Source organism: Xanthobacter autotrophicus (genome assembly GCF_005871085.1).
In the GTDB taxonomy this organism is placed as follows: domain Bacteria; phylum Pseudomonadota; class Alphaproteobacteria; order Rhizobiales; family Xanthobacteraceae; genus Xanthobacter; species Xanthobacter autotrophicus.
Genome location: NZ_VAUP01000022.1, coordinates 630504 through 648353, shown reverse-complemented (window position 1 = coordinate 648353; position 17850 = coordinate 630504). Strand labels below are relative to the sequence as shown.

Below are 17850 nucleotides of genomic sequence, written 5' to 3'. Positions count from 1 at the left end.
TTGCCAGGGCGCTGGAACGTTGGCTGATCGGGGGAATGGGGATGAAGGTATCGCGACGTGCAGTCTCGCTGGGGCTTGGAATTCTGGGCGCCGGCTCCGGTCTCGCGCCGGCCGTTGCTGAGGGCCTCGTCCACGAACTGGCGGCCGATGTCGAGGACCTGCGCTCCGCATCGGAAGCCTATATCTACGGCTATCCGCTGGTGACCATGGAGATCACCCGCCGGGTGATGACGAATGTCGCTACCCCGGAAGCAAGCCGCGCGCCCATGGGGCAGTTCGTGCGCATGCGCTCCTATCCCGATTCGAGCTTCCGCGACGTGACTGCCCCCAACGCCGACACGCTTTATACCACCGCGTGGATCGACGTGGGTAAGGAGCCCTGGATCCTCAGCCTGCCTGACATGAAGGGACGCTATTTCCTGTTCCCCATGCTCGACGGCTGGACCAACGTGTTCCAGGTTCCCGGAACGCGCACCACGGGGACGGGCGCGCAGACCTACGCTATTACCGGGCCCGGCTGGAAGGGCACGCTGCCCGCCGGCGTGGTCGAATACAAGTCGTCCACGGCACTGGTCTGGCTCCTCGGTCGCATCTATTGCACCGGCACGCCGGAGGATTACGCTGCCGTGCACGCGTTGCAGGATGCCTGCACCATCTCTCCCCTCAGCGCCTGGGGCAAGCCGTTCACACCCCCGGCGGGAACGGTGGATCCGGCGATCGACATGAAGACGGCCGTGCGAGAACAGGTCAACGCTTTGAGCGGCATCGACTTTTTCCGCGTGCTCGCGGACCTGCTAAAGACCAATCCGCCCAGTGCCGCCGACGCGCCCATCCTGCCCAAGTTGGCGCAGATCGGTGTGGTCCCCGGCAAGGATTTCAACCCGGCCGCCGCCGATCCGGCAGTGCTCAACCGTGTGCCGAAGTTCAGCTTCGACCGTATCATGCTGCATTTCGTGACCGGGCCGGACATCAGCAACGTCAACGGCTGGCGCTTCACCACCAAGACCGGCCTCTATGGCACGGACTACATCCAGCGGGCGCTGATCGCGGCGATTGGGCTCGGTGCGAACCGGCCAGAGGACGCTGTCTATCCCACCTCACCAAAGTCCGGCGGGGGCCTCCTGGCGCGCAAGTATGATGGCGCCAACAAATATGTGATGCACTTCCCGAAGGGCCAGCTGCCGCCGGTCAAGGGCTTCTGGTCCCTGACCATGTACGACGAAAATTATTTCTTCGTCGCCAATCCGATCAATCGCTATTCAATCAGCCAGCGCCAGGACCTGAAGAAGAACGCCGACGGCTCTGTCGACCTCTACATCCAGAACGCTTCTCCGGGCGCGGACAAGGAATCGAATTGGCTGCCGGCACCGGCGGGCAAGTTCGTGCTCATGCTGCGCATGTACTGGCCGAACCCCAAGAGCCCGTCCATCCTCGACGGCAGCTGGAAGATCCCGCCGGTCACAACCGCTTCGTGATACAAGGCCCGACGCTCGGCTCTCGATCTCAAGGAACAGCGAGACCTAAACGCACGGCAGGGCACGCGAGCCTGCGCGGAGCCCGATCTTTTCCTGCGCGCCGTGATCAACTGTCCCCGATCTGCCCTGGCAACGTTTCCGTTCAATCAGAAAGATGATGTTCATGACCCTTCGCAAACTCCATCTCGTGGCCATCGCGGCCTGTCTTGCTGCCGCCGCGCCGGCATCGGCTCAGTCCGTGCCGAAGCCCGCATCGGTGGAAGTGGTCACCGTGGCCGGGCTCGGCAGCGCCACGATCCTGACCTACAAGGCGCAGTTCGTCTCCGCGGACCCTGCTACCCGTCGCGTGGTTCTGGAAGTGCCGTCGGGAGAGCGCTGGGCCGTGATCGCGCCGCCCCTGGTCGGCGACCTCAGCTCGTTCCGCGTGGGGCAGAACCTGGTGATCCGCAAGCTGCCTGGCGTGGTCACGGCGATCGGCAAAGTCGGCAAGGGCCAGCCTACCGAGGTGCTGAACGAAGTCGTGGTGAATGAAGGACTTCCCGGCCTTCCCGAGGGCTTCGGCCTGCGCGAGGTCTCTATCGCCGCTCCGGTCGTGTCGGTCGATCCGGCCGCCGGCACCGTGAGCTTCCCCGGGCCGGACGGCTATCTGCGGACCCTGAAGGCGGCCAACGCCACCGTCCTGGTGGACCTGCAGGCGTTGCAGCCCGGGACCACGGTTAAGTTCACTTATGTGGAAGGCCTGGCCATCAACGCCGTGCAATGACACAGCGCGCGCCGACGAAGCTTTCCGAGGCGCGTTCTCGTCCGGTGTCGGAGCCCGCGGGCTTCCCGCTCCACTCCATCCGCACGGCGGGGGAGTGGAGCGCTTCCCGGCGATGGTTGTAGCTCGCAGCGTGGGCTGACCACCAAGTCCATGCCCAGATCGATATGGTGGGGCTTCCGAGCCAGCTCACCCGCGCCGTTAGGGCGAGCGGCGAAGCGCCAGCGGCGCGCCATCCTGAGCCCCATCCGGCGAGCGGCGGTGTTTTCAGGCTCAGTCCTAGCCGTCCGATGCTTGCGCTCAACCCTGCGTCGCCGCCTGCGCCATGCGGGGTCGACATATCCCCGCCACAGGGTCAGGCGACTGTCACGCAGACGCCATTCATGGGCAAAATGGCTGCGAAATGACCGGGCTGTGGCGCGGTAGGTGCCGGACGTCTCGCCAAACACCACAACGCAATCGCCGCCGTCGACGAACTCATCCGTCCTTAGGACCATCATGTCGCCCGGCCGCTGTATCTCGTCGATCCCTGCGTTGCGCTTGGGGTGCCCGAGCGCACGCTGCGTCGCGCATTCCACGACCATTTCGGCATCGGGCCGAATTGCCGTCTCTGGCTTCGCCGCATGCATCTCGCCCGCCGTGACCTCTATTGCGATGGACCACCGGTTCTGGGAACTGGGCTGGTTCGCCGCCACCTATCGCCAGCTCTTTAGTGAGACTCCGTCGGCGACACTGCGGCGGCCGCCGGATTCCGGGACTCCACCCCAGCCGTCAGGCCCTCTCGACCTGTCGGTTCCCCCATCGCCAGTCGCCGCCTCCGCTCGACACGCCGCCGGGTGATGCAGTCCTCCGACACGTGATCGGGTGGAGCAGAAGGGCTGAGCAGGGCGCCACGACGCGCCCGCAGCGTTCATCCCCCGCCGGTGGGCTATTTTTACAGGGAAATCCTTGAAATCGTGCGCCGCAAGCGGGCCCTTCATCTCCTCGTCGAGACCGACATGCGCATCGCCGATATTGCCGCCGGCTTGGGGTATGAGGAACACGCCAATTTCACCCGCGCGTTCGGTCGATGGATGCAGTGCTCCCCATCGAAGTTCCGACAGCTGAAGACGTCCGGGCGTGCCTCTCCCGGGCTGGCCGCTCCAGACGATGCCCATGGGATGCCGTCGCCCGGTGCCCGATTATAATTGTATTCCGAAGGCGAACAGGGCGGACCTGCGGTTCACCTTCGTGGCTCATCTGAGCCGGGCGTCGATCCTGCGGTGGGCAGGACGATCTCGGCTTTCAGGCCGCCCTCGGGATGGTTCGCGAGCGTCAACTCCCCGCCGTGCGCCTTGACGATACTGCGCGCGATGGCGAGGCCCAATCCCATGCCACCGGTCTCGGTGCTGCGCGACGGCTCCAGGCGCACGAACGGCTTGAAGGCCTCCTCGAGCAGGTCCTCGGGTAATCCTGGCCCTGCATCCTCGACCCGGACTGTCACGGTGCCGGGCGATGGTCGCAGGACCGAAACCCGGGCGCTGTGTCCATAACGGACGCCATTGTCCACGAGGTTGCGCAGGGCGCGCCTCAGGGCGACGGGGCGGCAGGGCAGCAGAACAGGAGAGCCGGCGGCGATCATTTGCGCATCGGCGCCGACACTGGCGAATTCCTCCACCACGTCCGCACACAAGGCATCGAGATCGACGGTCTGCGTGTCCTCGCTGGTGGCCTCGGCGCGGGTAAAGGCGAGGGTCGCCTCGCAGATGGCCACCAACTCGTCGATGGTGGCGACGATGTCGGCTCGCACGTCCTGATCATCCACGAATTCGGCCTTCAGCCGAAGCGTCGTCAAGGGGGTGCGCAGGTCATGGCTGATGGCTGCCAGCAGCCGCATGCGGTCGTGCATGAACTGGCTGAGCCGTTGCTGCATGGTATTGAAGGCGAGTGTCGCCGCCACCACTTCCGCCGGTCCGCGCAGATCCAGAGCCGGCACGGTCTCGCCTCGACCCAGCCGCTCGGACGCATCGGCAAGGGAGCGCAGCGAGCTGGTCTGCAGCCGCACGCAGGCGACGGTCACGCAGGACACGGCGAGGGAGGAGATCAGGAACGAGAGCAGGGTGGCGGGGTTCCAGATGCCGGGCAAGCTCACCAGCGCGTTCAGGTGCAGCCAGCGCTGATCCGAAAGCGGCACGCTCAGGGCGACCGCGCCGAAGCCCGGACGCTGCTCCTGCGGCGTGGCCGACGGGGCACCGGTCTGGCGCCGGAGCCAGGGGGCATCGTCGCCGGTGCGCTCCGGGCAGCTGCGGTCCCAGGTGGTGCCTTCGGTATCGATATGCACGTCGGGACGGCCGCTCGCGACCCCGTGGAGGCGTCGTGACAACAGGTTCGCAAGTCTTTCCTCGGCCCGCGTCATGGTGCGGGGGTCGGGTGGGGTGGCGGAGACCCACGCACAGAATCCCCGAGATGCGAAGGCGCTGGTGAGCCGGTCCACATCCTCCGGTCCCATGGTCTCGATCAGGCGGACGAGCGTTACCGTCTGGCTGAGCGCCTGGCCGCGGACAATGCCGGCGATGAAGCTGTCGTTCTGGGTCTGCAGCACCGTGATCAGCAGCAACTGCGCGATGGCGAGCGTCGCCACGAGGAGGAGCACAAGCCGACCGGCGAGGCTGCGCGGCCAGACGATGCGCGCGAGGCGGTTCACGTGTCCACCTCGACCGGCGCGGCGAAGACGTAGCCGTCGCCCCACACGGTCTTGATGAGTTCGGGATGCTGGGGATCACGCTCGATCCGACGCCGGAGCCGGCTGACCAGATTGTCGATGCTGCGATCGAAAACCTGCGCCGGGCGACCCGCCGTGATGTCGAGAAGCTGGTCGCGCGTGAGCACGACGGACGGCCGGGTCACCAGGGCGGCTAGAAGGCGGAACTCGGCGCTGCCGAGGCGGACCTCGGTGCCGTGCTCGTCAAGCAGCACCCGGCGGTCGGGATCAAGCTGCCACCGGTCGAAGCGATAGCGGCGCGGTCCGTCCTGCTGCGCGCGCGCCGGCCCCTGCGCTCGACGCAGGATGGCGCGGATGCGCGCGAGCAGCTCCCGCGGGTTGAAGGGCTTGGTGACATAATCGTCGGCGCCGAGCTCGATCCCGACGATCCGGTCGGTCTCTTCCGCCGCCGCTGTGAGCAGGACGACGGGAATGTCGCTCGACTGCCGCAACTGCCGGCATAGGGTGAGCCCGTCGTCGCCGGGCATCATGATGTCGAGCACCACGAGATCGAAGGTGCCGGTGCGCATCTGCTGGCGCATGTCCGCGCCGCCGCTAGCGACGCTGACCCTGAATCCGTTGCGGGACAGGTATTTCGCGAGCAGTTCGCGGATCTCGCGGTGATCGTCGACAACGAGGATGTGCGGCGTGCGTTCCATGCGGTCCAGATTTCAACGCGTTCCAGATATCAACCAGCTTCGCCGGGCTGCGACATTTGACCGGGCCCGTGCTGCCGGGAAGCCCGGATGCGCTGCATCGCCCGAGCGACTTGAGCGGAGCGAACCCGCGCTTGCTACCATGAAATTGTATCGAAATGTGTCAACTCCGCAGAGGAGAGACGAACGATTACCAACCTGCTGCGCTGAGACAAACTCCGGGAACTCCGTCGGTTCATAAGGGGGCACGAAGGAACCTGCCGCCAGACAGGCCGAGTGCCGTCCAGCCCCGCATGTGCCAATCCGCCCATCGGAGTTTGTCATGTCGTTCGCCACCGTCCGGTCCGCGTTGATCTTCCTTCATCGCTGGATCGGCCTCATCCTCGCCCCCATTTTCCTTGTCATCATCGTCACTGGCGCGATCCTGTCATTCCGGCCCATTGTGAACAGCGGGCCGCCCGTGGCGCGCCCCGGATCGAGCCTTGATGTCGTGGCCTTCAAGGCGCTCCTCGGCCAATTGGAAGCGCGGGGCCAGTTCGGGGCAGTGAGCATCGTCGACGGCGGACGTTCCGTCTCCGTGATGTCCCAGAACCCGGAACTGGGAGGCCGCTGGGAGATCGCCACCGGCCAGCACACGCCGGCACCGGCGGGCAGCATCGATATTTTCCGCACCGCGGAAGGGCTGCACAAGACGCTTCTGCTGGGCTTCGGCCTCGTAGTCGAGGTGGCGAGCTTTCTCATGCTTGCGATCATGGTGGCGGGGCCGTTCATGGCCTGGCTCAGGTTCCGCAATACGCTCATGGGCTGGCACACGGCCGTCGGCTGGTGTCTGCTGCCGCTCACCCTGACGTCCCCGGTCACGGCGGTCATGCTGACGCTCGGCATCGGGGTGGGGCCGCGTCCTGAGCTTCCCCGCGCCAAGCGGCCGGTGAGCATCAGCGAAGCCGTCACCATTGCTTCCCGCGACCTCGATACGACCCGGCTTGCGGCGGTGCGCCGGTTCCGGGGCGGCTCGGTGATGGTGCAGATCGCCGGAGATGGGGCGGGAACCAAGGGTGGCTCCTTCGTCGTCACCGACGCCGGGGTGACACCGCTGGTCGGCGGTCCGAACCTCGTCAAGCAGATTCACGAGGGAACCTGGGGCGGGGCCTGGTCGGGCACCCTCAACTTCGTCATTTCCCTCGCTCTTCTGGGGCTCACCGTAACCGGCTTCCTGTCCTGGTTCCGTCGCTGGAGACGCGACCGCGCCAAGACACTGGCGCCCGGCGCCGACATCCTGGTCGCCCATGCGAGCCAGACCGGGCGGGCCGCGCGCCTCGCGACAGCCACCCATGAGGGCCTTATCGCCGCAGGCGAAAAGGCGGCAATCGCCCCCATCGGCGCGATGAAGCCCAAGGATCTCGCCCGCTTCCGCCTTGTTCTGCTCATCGCCTCCACTACCGGCGAGGGCGAGATCCCGGACGGGGCCCGGGCGGTCGCGAAGGCCCTGAAGCCGGGCAGCCTCAAGGGCGTCCGGTTCGCGGTGCTGGCCCTGGGCGACCGCACCTACACCCATTTCTGCGGCGGCGGGCAGAAGCTGCGTTCGGCGCTGCTCTCCGCCGGCGCCGCCGAAGCCGTGCCCATGTGGGAGGCCGACGGCGATCCGGCCGCCACATGGGTCTCGTGGATCGATGGGTTGCGCGCCGAACTCGGTCTGACGTGTGAGGTCCCCCAGCTGCCGCCCGTCAGCGCGCCGGTTGCGCTCACGGTCGCCGCGCGCCAGCGCCTGGACGATCCGGCGCGCGGGGATACGCTGGAGACGTGGCGCATCATGCTCAAAGGGGCCGATGACCTGGCCTTCCGCCCGGGCGACCTCGTGCGCCTGTCCCCCAGCGACGGGGAGGCGCCGCGCTCCTATTCCGTGGGCAGTTCGAGCCTGGTCGATCCCGGGCACATCGACCTCACCGTCCGGCTCCACGCCTGGAACGGGGCGGATGGGACGCCCCGCATGGGCCGCGTCTCCGGCTATCTGGTGCGCGAGGCTCTCGACGGCGCGACCATCGAGGCGCGGCTCGATCCGCATCCCGCCTTCAATCCGCCGTTGGATCCCGCATGGCCGATCATCATGATCGGCGCGGGTTCCGGCATCGCACCCTTTCCCGGCTTCATCACCGAGCGCCGCGCGTCCGGACGGGCGGGGCCGGCCTGGCTCATCTTCGGCAACCGGCACCGCGACGGCGACTTCCTGTGGCGCGAGCTGTTCGAGGCCGCCCTGCGCGACGGCACACTCACCCGCATGGACACGGCCTTCTCCCGCGACCCCGATGATGGTGCCCGCGTTCAGGCGCGGCTCATGGAGAATGCGGCGGCGGTGTTCGACTGGCTCGCGGAGAAGAAAGCTGTCGTCTATATCTGCGGCCGTCGCGCCATGGCACGCGGGGTCGAGGAGGCCATCGCCGACATCCTCGTCACCCAGGGCGGGCTGAAGCCTGACGCCGCGCGGAGCGAGGTCAGCCGGTGGCTCGCCGAGGGCCGCGTTCGCATGGACACGTTCGACTGATGCCAGCTCTTCATGAGGCATTCCCGCCCCGCCCCGATCCGGGAGAGGGTGGCGGGACGTGCGTGCGTCCCGTTGGAGTCCCCATACCGGATCGCGATGCGTCGGCTTCCTCGCCTCCCGGCAGGGGATGGCCCGGAGCCCGCGCGTTCAAAGCCATGCTCGGGGGCCTGCTCGCACTGTGCGTCGCGGCCTGCGCCGTGGGGCCGGAATACGAGACTCCCGATCTGGCCCTGCCCGGACACTGGGGGGCGGCGCCCCAGGCCCGGGTAGCGCCGACGCCCGACCTCAAGGCGTGGTGGCGGCGGATGGGCGATCCCGTGCTCGACGCCCTGATGGATGAGGCGGTCGCTGGCAACCTCGATGTCGCCACCGCCAAAGCCAACGTCAGGGCGGCCCGCGCAAGCTATCGCCAGCAGGTGGGCGGGCTGTTTCCGCAGGTCACCGGCAACGCCTCTGGCACGCGGGGCGACACCGGCGGGCGGGTCGGCTCCGACGGTGATCTCACCGTCGACAGCGGTTACGGCCAATACCAGGCGGGGCTCGACGCCGGCTGGGAAATCGACCTGTTCGGCGCCAATCGCCGTGGCGTGGAGGCGGCGGCCTTCGGCGTCGATGCCTCCGTGGACGATCTCGACGCTGTCCTTTTGACCTTGGTGGGAGATGTGGCGTCCAATTATGCGGATGCCCGCGGTTATCAGGCGCAAATCGCACTCGCTCGCCGCACCGCCGCCTCGCAGCGGGAGACGGAGGCGCTCACCCGGCGCAGGCTCGATGCTGGTGCCGTCTCCGCCTTGGACGTAGCCAACGCTTCCGGCCAGGTGGCGAGCACCGAGGCGAACATTCCCGAGCTTGAGGCGGCGCTGGCCACGAGCGTGCACCGCCTCTCCGTCCTCACCGGCCAGCCGCCGGGCGCCCTCGCTCGACGCATGGCGGCCGTGCGGAAGGTTCCCGCGCCGCGCCTGCCGGTGCCGCGCGGCATTCCCGCCGACGTGCTGGCCAGCCGGCCGGACGTGCGCGCCACCGAGCGCCGGCTTGGCCAGTCCACCGCCCTCATCGGACAGGCCGAGGCGAACCGCTATCCCGCCATCAGCCTGACCGGCAACATCAATGCGACCGGCACCCAGCTCGGGGACCTCGGCCGCGCCTCCTCCATCAGCTGGGCGTTCGGCCCCTCGCTCACTGTGCCGATCTTCACCGGCGGGCAATTGAAGGCGGCCGTGGATGGGACCGAGGCTGCGCGCGACGGGGCCTTCCTCGCCTATAAGGCGTCGGTGCTGACCGCGCTGGAGGAGGTGGAAAACGCCTCCGTCTCGCTCGCCCAGCAGCGCCTGAAGACCGCCAAGCTTGCCGTGTCCGCGGCCGCCTATGGTGAGGCGGCGCGGCTCTCCCGTTCGCTCTACGAGAACGGGTCGTCGAGTTTCCTCGACGTGCTGACGGCGGAGCGCTCGCTCTATTCGGCCGAGACCCAGCTCATCCAGAGCCGGGTGGCGACGGCCAGATACTACATAGCCCTCAACAAGGCCCTCGGCGGCGGCTGGGACGGGATGGTCGACACCTCCGCCCGGGAGGTGGTGGACGGATACACCGGCCCGCATTTCGCCCGCCTCAAGCCCCTGGCGAACCAATGACGGGACGTGCCAAATCATGAACGCCCTGCCTCCCCTCGACGAGACCCGCATCCCCCCGCGAGACGCGACCAAGGCCACCGCGGCGCGTTCGCGGCCGCGCCGACGGCTGTGGCAATGGGGGCTGCTGGCGGTCCTCCTCGGTGCGGGCGCCTATGGCTACACCCGCTACACCGCCCCGGCGCCCGGCTCCGGCCTCATGATCGCCCCGGTCACCACCGGCATGGTGGAGGAAACCGTGCTGGCGAGCGGCACGCTCAAGCCGTCGCGCCTGGTGGCCGTGGGCTCGCAGGCGTCGGGCCGCATCCTCTCGCTCAAGGTCAAGCTGGGGCAGAAGGTCGAGAAGGGCGAACTGATCGCGCAGATCGACGCCGTGACCCAGGAAAATGCGCTGCGCACGGCGGAGGCCTCCCTCGCCAACATGCGCGCCCAGCGGGCGGAGAAGGAGGCGACCCTCGTCCTGAACGAGCAAACCCTCGCGCGCCAGAAGACCATGGTGGCCCAGAAGGCCGTCTCGCAGGCGGATTTCGAGGTGGCCGACGCAGCCGTGAAGGTGACCCGCGCCCAGCTCGCGGCCTTGGAGGCTCAGATCGTCGGGGGCCAGATCGCTGTGGATACTGCCCGGGCTAACCTCGGCTATACCCGCATCACCGCCCCCATCGACGGCACCGTGCTCGCCCTGGTTGCTCAGGAGGGGCAGACGGTGAACGCCTCCCAGTCGGCGCCCACCATCGTCATCCTCGGCCAGTTGGACGTGATGACGGTGCGCGCCGAGATTTCGGAGGCCGACATCGTGAAGGTTGCGCCCGGCATGCCGCTATGGTTCACCGTGGTCGGCGCGCCGGAGGACCGGCACGAGGCCAAGCTCGAATTCATCGAACCCGCCTCCGAATCCATCAAGAGCGACAGCAGCTTCGCCACCTCGACAAGCACATCCTCGTCGTCCTCGAGCTCCACCTCGTCCGCCATCTATTACATCGGCGTGTTCGACGTGCCGAACCCCAAGGGGCGGCTTCGGACCTACATGACGGCGGAGGTGCATATCGTGCTCGGCCGCGCGGCGGGTGTGCTCACCGTGCCTTCGACCGCACTGACGCGCGCCGGGCGCGGCTACCATGTGCGCGTCCTCAAGCCCGACGGGACGGTGGAACGCCGGCGCGTCGAGGTGGGCCTCAACGACAAAATCACCGCGGAGATCCGCTCGGGCCTGGTGGAGGGCGAGAAGGTAGTGACCGGCGAGGCTTTGGCGGGGGCGGGCGGCGCTCAGCAGCAGCAACGCCGACCGGGCGGGCCGCCGCCGCCCATGGGGGGGCTGTGAGCATGGACGCGCCCCTCATCCAGCTGAAGCAGGTGTGGCGCGAATATCCCTCCGGCGAGGGCACCATCGCGGCGCTCAAAGGCATCGACCTCGAGATCCGGCGCGGCGAGATCGTGGCCATCGTGGGCGCATCCGGCTCGGGCAAGTCGACGCTCATGAACATACTGGGGTGCCTGGATCGCCCCACCTCGGGCAGCTACCGCGTGGGCGGCAAGGAAATGTCCGCCCTCGAACCGGATGAGCTGGCGGCGCTGCGCCGTGAGCATTTCGGCTTCATCTTCCAGCGCTATCACCTTTTGGGCGAGCTGACGGCGCTCGGCAATGTGGAGATCCCCGCCGTCTACGCCGGCGCGAGCGCGGAGGCGCGCCGGACCCGCGCCGAGGCGATCCTTGCCCGCCTCGGCATGGCCGACCGCGCGGAGCATCGGCCGGGCCAGCTGTCCGGCGGCCAGCAGCAGCGCGTCTCCATCGCCCGTGCCCTGATGAACGGCGCCGACGTGATCCTCGCGGACGAGCCCACCGGCGCGCTGGATTCGCGCAGCGGCGCGGAGGTGCTGCGCATCCTCGACGAACTCAACGCCGAAGGGCGTACGATCATCATCGTCACCCACGACATGAAGGTGGCCGAACGCGCCCGGCGGATCATCGAGATCCGCGACGGCGAGATCGTCGCCGACCGCCCCGGCGGTGCCGCGCAGGCGCGGCTCTCCGGCCAGGGGCCCAGCCCGCGGACGCCGACAGGGCAGCTCGCCGGCTGGCGCGCCTACGTCGACCGGCTCGGCGAGGCGTTCGTGATGGCGCTGCTCGCCATGAACGCCCACCGGCTGCGAACCTTCCTGACCATGCTCGGCATCATCATCGGCATCGCCTCGGTGGTGTGCGTGGTGGCGCTAGGCGAGGGCTCGCGGCAAAAGGTGCTCGCCAACATTTCCAATCTTGGCACCAATACGCTGGAGATCTTCGCCGGCCGCAGTTTCGGCGACACCCGGTCAGGTCGCATTACCACGCTGGTGGTGGCCGACGCGGATGCCCTCGCGCGGCAGCACTACGTCGCCGCAGTAACGCCCACCGTGTCGAAATCCAGCACGGTGCGCTTTGGCGCCATCGAGGCGAGCGCCCTCGTCAACGGTGTCGGCGAGGGGTATTTCGAAGCCAAGGGTGCAAAGCTCGCGCAGGGCCGCTTCTTCGATGCCGATAGCGTGCGCGACCGGGCCCTTGACGCCGTCATCGACGAGAATACGCGCCGCACCCTGTTCAAGGACTTCCCCGGCAGTCCCCTCGGCCAGGTGATCCTGCTCGGCGAGGTGTTCGTGCGTGTCGTCGGGGTGGTCGCGCCGCAGCAGTCGGGCTTCGGGTCCAGCCAGAACCTGTCCATCTACCTGCCGTTCACCACGGTGCAGACGCGCTTCGTGGGCTCAAGCTCGCTGCGCTCCATCACCGTGAAGGTGGCCGACGACGCACCCATGGACGTGGCCGAGCAGCAGGTGACGCGCTTCCTCACCCAGCGCCACGGCACGAAGGATTTCTTTATCATCAACACCGATGACATCCGGAACACCATCACCGCGACCACCGAAACCATGACGGTGCTGATCGCCTCCATCGCCATCATCTCGCTCATCGTGGGCGGGATCGGGGTGATGAACATCATGCTGGTGTCGGTGTCGGAGCGGGTCGGGGAAATCGGCGTGCGCATGGCCGTGGGCGCGCGGCGCAGCGACATCCTCAATCAGTTTCTCATCGAGGCCGTGCTGGTCTGCCTCGTCGGCGGCGTTGCAGGCATCGGCCTCGCGCTCGGATTCGGCGTGGTCTTCGCCTATATGGGATCGAACTTCACCCTCATCTATTCAGCGACCTCCATCGTCGCGGCGGTGCTCTGCTCGAGCCTGATCGGCGTCAGCTTTGGCTATCTGCCGGCGCGCAATGCCTCGCGGCTCGATCCAGTGACGGCCCTGGCGCGGGATTGAGCGTGGGCCCGACACCTGCGGCTGCGGTCTTCGACCGGAGCCTGTCCATCTGCGCATCCCCTCGCGGCATCGCATGTGATTGAAGGCCAGATACAGCCCGGCGGACGATCCGCCCAACTTGTCCTTCGCCCACGCTGAATTATGAGCGTCTCCAGCGAAGCCAAGACAAGGCGAGGCGGCGGCGGGGCTTCGCCCGGCGGATCGCTTCGGCGCGCGCCAGTTCCGCGCGCATTGCCGCGGCGGCGCGGACCTCGGCGTCCCGCACGCGCTCCAGTGCCCGGTCCGCCAGGGCGTCGAGGGCGGGATGCCCCGCCTTCCGCAGTCCAGGTTCGGCCAACCGGCAGAAATCGGGCACGGCGGTCTCGATCGAACGGGAAAACCAGCTGATGGCCTCGTCGACGAAGCCGCCCTCATACAGGGTGCGGGCGTGATCGAACTGGCCTCGGTAGTCACCACCGAGCGCGGCTTTTCGATACCAGCGGCGTGCGGCCTCCGGGCGCGGGTGTCGTCCCCATCCGTGCTCGATAAAGCGCCCGACCATGGTCATGGCCTTCACGTTGCCGCGTCGGGCAGAGCGCACGTACCAAGCCAGCGCCCGGGAGGGATCGGCGGCAAAGTCGTCAGAGTGCAGCAGGAGCGTCGCGAGATTGAACTGGGCCCAGGCGTGGCCGCGTTCGGCTGCTGAAAGATAGCAACGGGCCGCCTCGGCCATGTCCAGCGTGCAACCCCAGCCGAATTCGTGGCACCGGCCCACCATATTGACGCCGTCGAGGCTGCCGGCCTCGGCGGCGATCGAGAACCACCTGAGCGCCGCCTCCGCATCGCGCTCGATCCCCTCGCCGTCGAGCAGCATCTGGCCCCAGGCGACCTGCGCGCTCTTTATTCCGTTCAGCGCGGCCGCGCGGACCCAGGGGGCCGCATCTCGTGGCGTATCCCCCATCTGGGCGCGCAGGACATCCGGATGGATCTCCTTGAGAGTCTTGTAGGAAATCCGTTCGTCGACCATGTCGGACCCTGCACTCCGGACTGCCACGGTGCACCCGCACGGCAGTTGGATGGGCACGTGCTCCACACCGTATTGAGAGAGTGCCTAAAGACCCCGGAGAGGCGCATCCGTGTCAATACCCTTTCGGCATGAGGAGCCAAGATCAGAATTTGAATTATTAAAAACCATGTATATTTCTGTATCAAATAATCACACTTCGTCTCGCGGTTCCTGAGTTTGGCCCAAGTTAGATCTAATAAAAAACATAATAGTTGCGTTGCAGCATGATCGATCCTTATATCCTCATCCGTACTGAATACGTCCCGCTCGGATCTGCTCATTTGATGCGTTCTGGCGGGTCGGTGGCGGCAGTCGGGCCCCGGATGTCGCTGCACAATCAATCCGCAAGATTTTGATCTGGCGGTCGAAGCTCGGCGCCTGGTGTCAGGTGTGGAGTGCTCAAGTGTGTGTCTTTAATTGAAGCGCAACTAAGTAAATTATAGCTATTTTAAATTGATAAAAAGGTAATATTTAAGCAAGTTGTTCAACTATGACGAGTGGCGTTATTATTTCATGCAGTACATCATGTGATTTCAGTGCGTAAATTATTGCGGCGAATCGAAATAATATTCGTTCGAAGGCGGCATATCGAACAGGAGAAATGAGTATGGCGGCGTTGAGGACACTTCGTCCGGCGATGAAGCATTCCACGGTCACTGCCGGTCTCGCGATGACCATGTCTGCGGTGCCCATGCTGGACGCACTCGCGCAGCAGGCGCAGAACTCGAACACGGAATCGTCCACTCTGGAGCTGCCCACCATCGTCGTGGCCAACGAGGGGGAGCCGGCCAACGCGCTCGAAGCGAGCACGGGCCTCTCCCGCCTGCCGGGCACCGTCCAGGACACGCCCCAGACTATCACCGTCATCTCGCAGGAGACGATGCAGCAGCAGGGCGTGACGACGCTCGAGCAGGCGCTGCGCAACGTGCCCGGTGTCACCGTCTCCATCGGCGAGGGCGGCGGCGGGATGAACGGCGACCAGTTCCGCATCCGAGGCTTCCAGGCTAAGGGCGACATCTACGTCAACGGCCTGCGCGACTTCGGTGTCTATGTGCGCGACAGCTTCGCCTATCAGAACGTGGAAGTCTTCAAGGGGCCGACATCGGAGACCTTCGGATCCGGAACCACCGGCGGTGCCATCAACTCGGAACTCAAGCAGGCCCACCGCGGCAATGTGTATGACATCGAAGGCCAGTTCGGCTCGGGCCCGCTCTATCGCGGTGTCTTCGACGTCAACCAGCAACTGAACGACACCACCGCCGTGCGCATCGTCGGCATGGTCAACGAGCAGGACGTTGTCGATCGTGACCACATCGAGTCCGACCGCTGGGGCCTGATGGGATCGCTCGGCTTCGGCCTCGGCACCAACCAGACGCTGTATCTCAATTATCTCTACCAGCACGGCGACCGCACGCCCGACTATGGCGTTCCGATTGTCACGCCCCTGTACGGCGACGTCCAGAAGTTCGGTTCGCTCGGCCTGCCGGTGACGGAATGGGGCGTGCCGCGCAGCACCTTCTACGGGAAGGTTACGGACCGCGACATCACCGACACCAACATGTTCACCTCCAATTACAAGAACGAGATCAACGACTGGCTGACCTTCACCAATGACAGCCGCATCGGCTACTACACCCGCAGCTTCGCCACGACGGTCCCGGGTTGCAGCCAGGGAACAACGCCGATCACGGAGGCGAAATACGAGGCGAGCTGCACCGGGCAGTTCTTTGACGGAAACGATCCCGCGATCGCCTTCGGCGGCGGCAATCCGGGCTTCGACCAGACGAGCTGGGCGGCGCAGAACGTCGCCACGCTGGTCGCCAAGTTCAAGACCGGCTGGCTGCGCCATGAATTGGTGACCGGCATCGACTACTACACGGTGAACGACGAGCGTACCCTGATTTCCGTCAACGGCAGCAAGGGTACCTCGACCATCTGGAACCCGATCTACCAGAACACCACGGGTTATTTCCTCTATTCGAACCCGCTGGGCAACAATGGTCAGAAGATCAGCAACACCTCTGATTTCGGCGCATTCGCCAGCGACCGCATCTGGTTCACCGACCAGGTCTCCATCCTCGCGGGCACCCGTTGGGACAGCTATTCGACCGACTACAACTATTGGTGTGTCAACACGGCCGTGACCTGTCCGGGCAGTCTCGGCACCTGGGTTGACGCGGATTCCGACACCCAGTTCTGGAGTCCCAAGGTTTCGCTGATCTGGGAGCCGACCAAGACCCAGACCTATTATGTTTCCTACGCCAAGTCCTTCACGCCCCAGGGCGCCTTCCCCACCAACGATGTCACGGTGGTCAATCCCCTCCAGCGGGATCTCGAGCCGGAAGACAACGAAACCTGGGAAGCTGGCGCCAAGATCTCGGTGCTGGACGGCAGGCTCGGCCTCACCGCGGCGATCTTCCGCGTCAACAAGAGCAACGTCTTCTATACCGATCCGGTGACCGGAGATTCGGTGGAGACCGGCGAGACCCAGCGCGTGCAGGGCATCGAGCTTGGCATGACGGGCAACATCACCGATGCCTGGAGCATCCAGGCGGGCTATGCCTATTACGACAGCTCGATCCTCACCTCACCCTTGGCCACGATCGCGAATGTCGGCAACGAAGTTCCGTTCGTTTCGCCGAACAACTTCACGCTCTGGACCACTTATGACCTGATTAAGGGTGGCGTCATCAAGACTATACCCGGACAGCTTCTCGTGGGTGGCGGCATCGTCTATGCAGATGCCTATTTCACCAACACGGGAAATACGTCGATTATTCCGGATACATTCTCACTTGATGCGCTGGTCTCCTACAAGTACGACAAGTACCGCATTGCGCTCAACGGCTACAACCTGACCAACGAGCTCAACTATTCAAGCGGCTTCGGCAGCCGCGCCGTCCCCGCGCCCGGCCGCACCTTCACGCTGACCGTCGGCGCCACCTTCTGAACCTCGCGCCCCTGCGGTCGGCGCGGACGGAGATTTGCTCCGTCCGCGCCGACCGCGTTTTGCCTCTGGAAGGGATCCCGCATGCTCGTCGAAATCCCGAATCTGCTGACCGGAGCGGAAGTTGCTCATTGCCGCCGCGTGCTGGAAGCGTCGCCCTGGGTCGACGGGCGGGTGACGGCGGGCCAGCAAGCTGCAAAGTCGAAATTCAACCTCCAGATCCCGGTGGATTCGCCTCAGGCGCTGGAACTCGGCGACATCATTCTGCACGCGCTGGGCCGTAACCCCGTGTTCAACTCGGCGGCCATGCCGCTCCACGTCCTTCCACCCATGTTCAACCGCTACGACGTGGGCATGAAGTTCGGCGCACACGTGGACGGCGCCATCCGTGCCATTCCCGGGGCGGGCCGGCGAATGCGCACCGATGTGTCCACCACGGTCTTCCTGAGCGATCCGGCGGACTATGACGGCGGCGAGCTGGTGATCGAGGACACCTACGGCGCGCATGAGGTGAAGCTGCCGGCGGGCCACGCCGTGGTCTATCCGTCGAGCAGCCTGCACAGTGTCAACGAGATCACGCGCGGCAGCCGCTGGGGTGCATTTTTCTGGAGCCAGTCGATGATCAAGGAAGGCGAGCGGCGCGAGCTGCTTTACGATCTTGACCTCGCCATTATCGAAATCCGCACCAGGATGCAGGACGATGATCCCGCGGTTCTGGCGCTCACCAACGTCTATCACAACCTGCTCCGGCAATGGGCGCAGATGTGATTCCGCGCGG

At 66.0% G+C, this 17850-nt stretch carries 12 protein-coding genes; 9 read left to right on the top strand and 3 right to left on the bottom strand.

Going from position 1 to position 17850, the window contains the following annotated elements; translation table 11 throughout:
* Positions 1-41 precede the first annotated feature (41 nt).
* The 3 genes from FBQ73_RS11710 (at position 42) to FBQ73_RS23515 (ending at position 3422) form a co-directional block, all read left to right on the top strand.
* A complete protein-coding gene (locus tag FBQ73_RS11710; protein ID WP_138399636.1) occupies positions 42-1475 on the top strand; it encodes a DUF1254 domain-containing protein in 1434 nt (477 codons plus the stop codon).
* A 163-nt stretch (positions 1476-1638) separates the two neighbouring features.
* A complete protein-coding gene (locus tag FBQ73_RS11705; RefSeq protein WP_138399635.1) occupies positions 1639-2238 on the top strand; it encodes a hypothetical protein in 600 nt (199 codons plus the stop codon).
* A 920-nt stretch (positions 2239-3158) separates the two neighbouring features.
* Entirely contained in the window at positions 3159-3422 is a 264-nt protein-coding gene (locus tag FBQ73_RS23515) for a helix-turn-helix domain-containing protein (RefSeq protein ID WP_170218847.1), read from the top strand.
* Between the two features lie 35 nt (positions 3423-3457).
* Here FBQ73_RS23515 and FBQ73_RS11695 read toward each other — a convergent pair whose 3' ends face one another.
* Positions 3458-4918: an ATP-binding protein gene (locus FBQ73_RS11695; protein WP_138399634.1), complete on the bottom strand. Its 1461-nt coding sequence runs from the start codon at positions 4916-4918 to the stop codon at positions 3458-3460.
* Entirely contained in the window at positions 4915-5634 is a 720-nt protein-coding gene (locus FBQ73_RS11690) for a response regulator (protein WP_138399633.1), read from the bottom strand. Before FBQ73_RS11690 ends, FBQ73_RS11695 begins: the two co-directional genes overlap by 4 nt.
* Before the next feature lie 319 nt (positions 5635-5953).
* On the opposite strand from FBQ73_RS11690, the gene FBQ73_RS11685 reads away from it, so the two are divergent.
* The 4 genes from FBQ73_RS11685 to FBQ73_RS11670 all read left to right on the top strand — a co-directional run bounded on the left by FBQ73_RS11685 (position 5954) and on the right by FBQ73_RS11670 (position 13080).
* Positions 5954-8170, top strand: coding sequence for a sulfite reductase flavoprotein subunit alpha (locus FBQ73_RS11685; RefSeq protein WP_138399632.1), 2217 nt, complete (start codon positions 5954-5956; stop codon positions 8168-8170).
* 155 nt (positions 8171-8325) lie between these two features.
* Positions 8326-9798, top strand: a complete 1473-nt coding sequence (locus FBQ73_RS11680) for an efflux transporter outer membrane subunit (protein WP_138399631.1) — start codon at positions 8326-8328, stop codon at positions 9796-9798.
* Positions 9799-9814: 16 nt separating this feature from the next.
* The gene (locus FBQ73_RS11675) at positions 9815-11113 is read left to right on the top strand and encodes an efflux RND transporter periplasmic adaptor subunit (protein ID WP_138399630.1); all 1299 of its coding nucleotides are present in this window, start codon (positions 9815-9817) and stop codon (positions 11111-11113) included.
* A 2-nt stretch (positions 11114-11115) separates the two neighbouring features.
* A complete protein-coding gene (locus FBQ73_RS11670; RefSeq protein ID WP_138399629.1) occupies positions 11116-13080 on the top strand; it encodes a MacB family efflux pump subunit in 1965 nt (654 codons plus the stop codon).
* Between the two features lie 139 nt (positions 13081-13219).
* On the opposite strand, the gene FBQ73_RS11665 is transcribed toward FBQ73_RS11670, so the two are convergent.
* The gene (locus FBQ73_RS11665) at positions 13220-14086 is read right to left on the bottom strand and encodes a tetratricopeptide repeat protein (protein WP_138399628.1); all 867 of its coding nucleotides are present in this window, start codon (positions 14084-14086) and stop codon (positions 13220-13222) included.
* 646 nt (positions 14087-14732) lie between these two features.
* Between FBQ73_RS11665 and FBQ73_RS11660 the strand changes: the two genes are divergently transcribed.
* Positions 14733-17075 carry a TonB-dependent receptor gene (locus FBQ73_RS11660; protein ID WP_246089664.1) on the top strand — a complete coding sequence of 781 codons (2343 nt, stop codon included), beginning with the start codon at positions 14733-14735 and terminating at the stop codon, positions 17073-17075.
* Positions 17076-17156: 81 nt separating this feature from the next.
* Complete coding sequence (locus FBQ73_RS11655; RefSeq protein ID WP_138399627.1) at positions 17157-17840, top strand: Fe2+-dependent dioxygenase; 684 nt, start codon at positions 17157-17159, stop codon at positions 17838-17840.
* Positions 17841-17850: the final 10 nt, after the last annotated feature.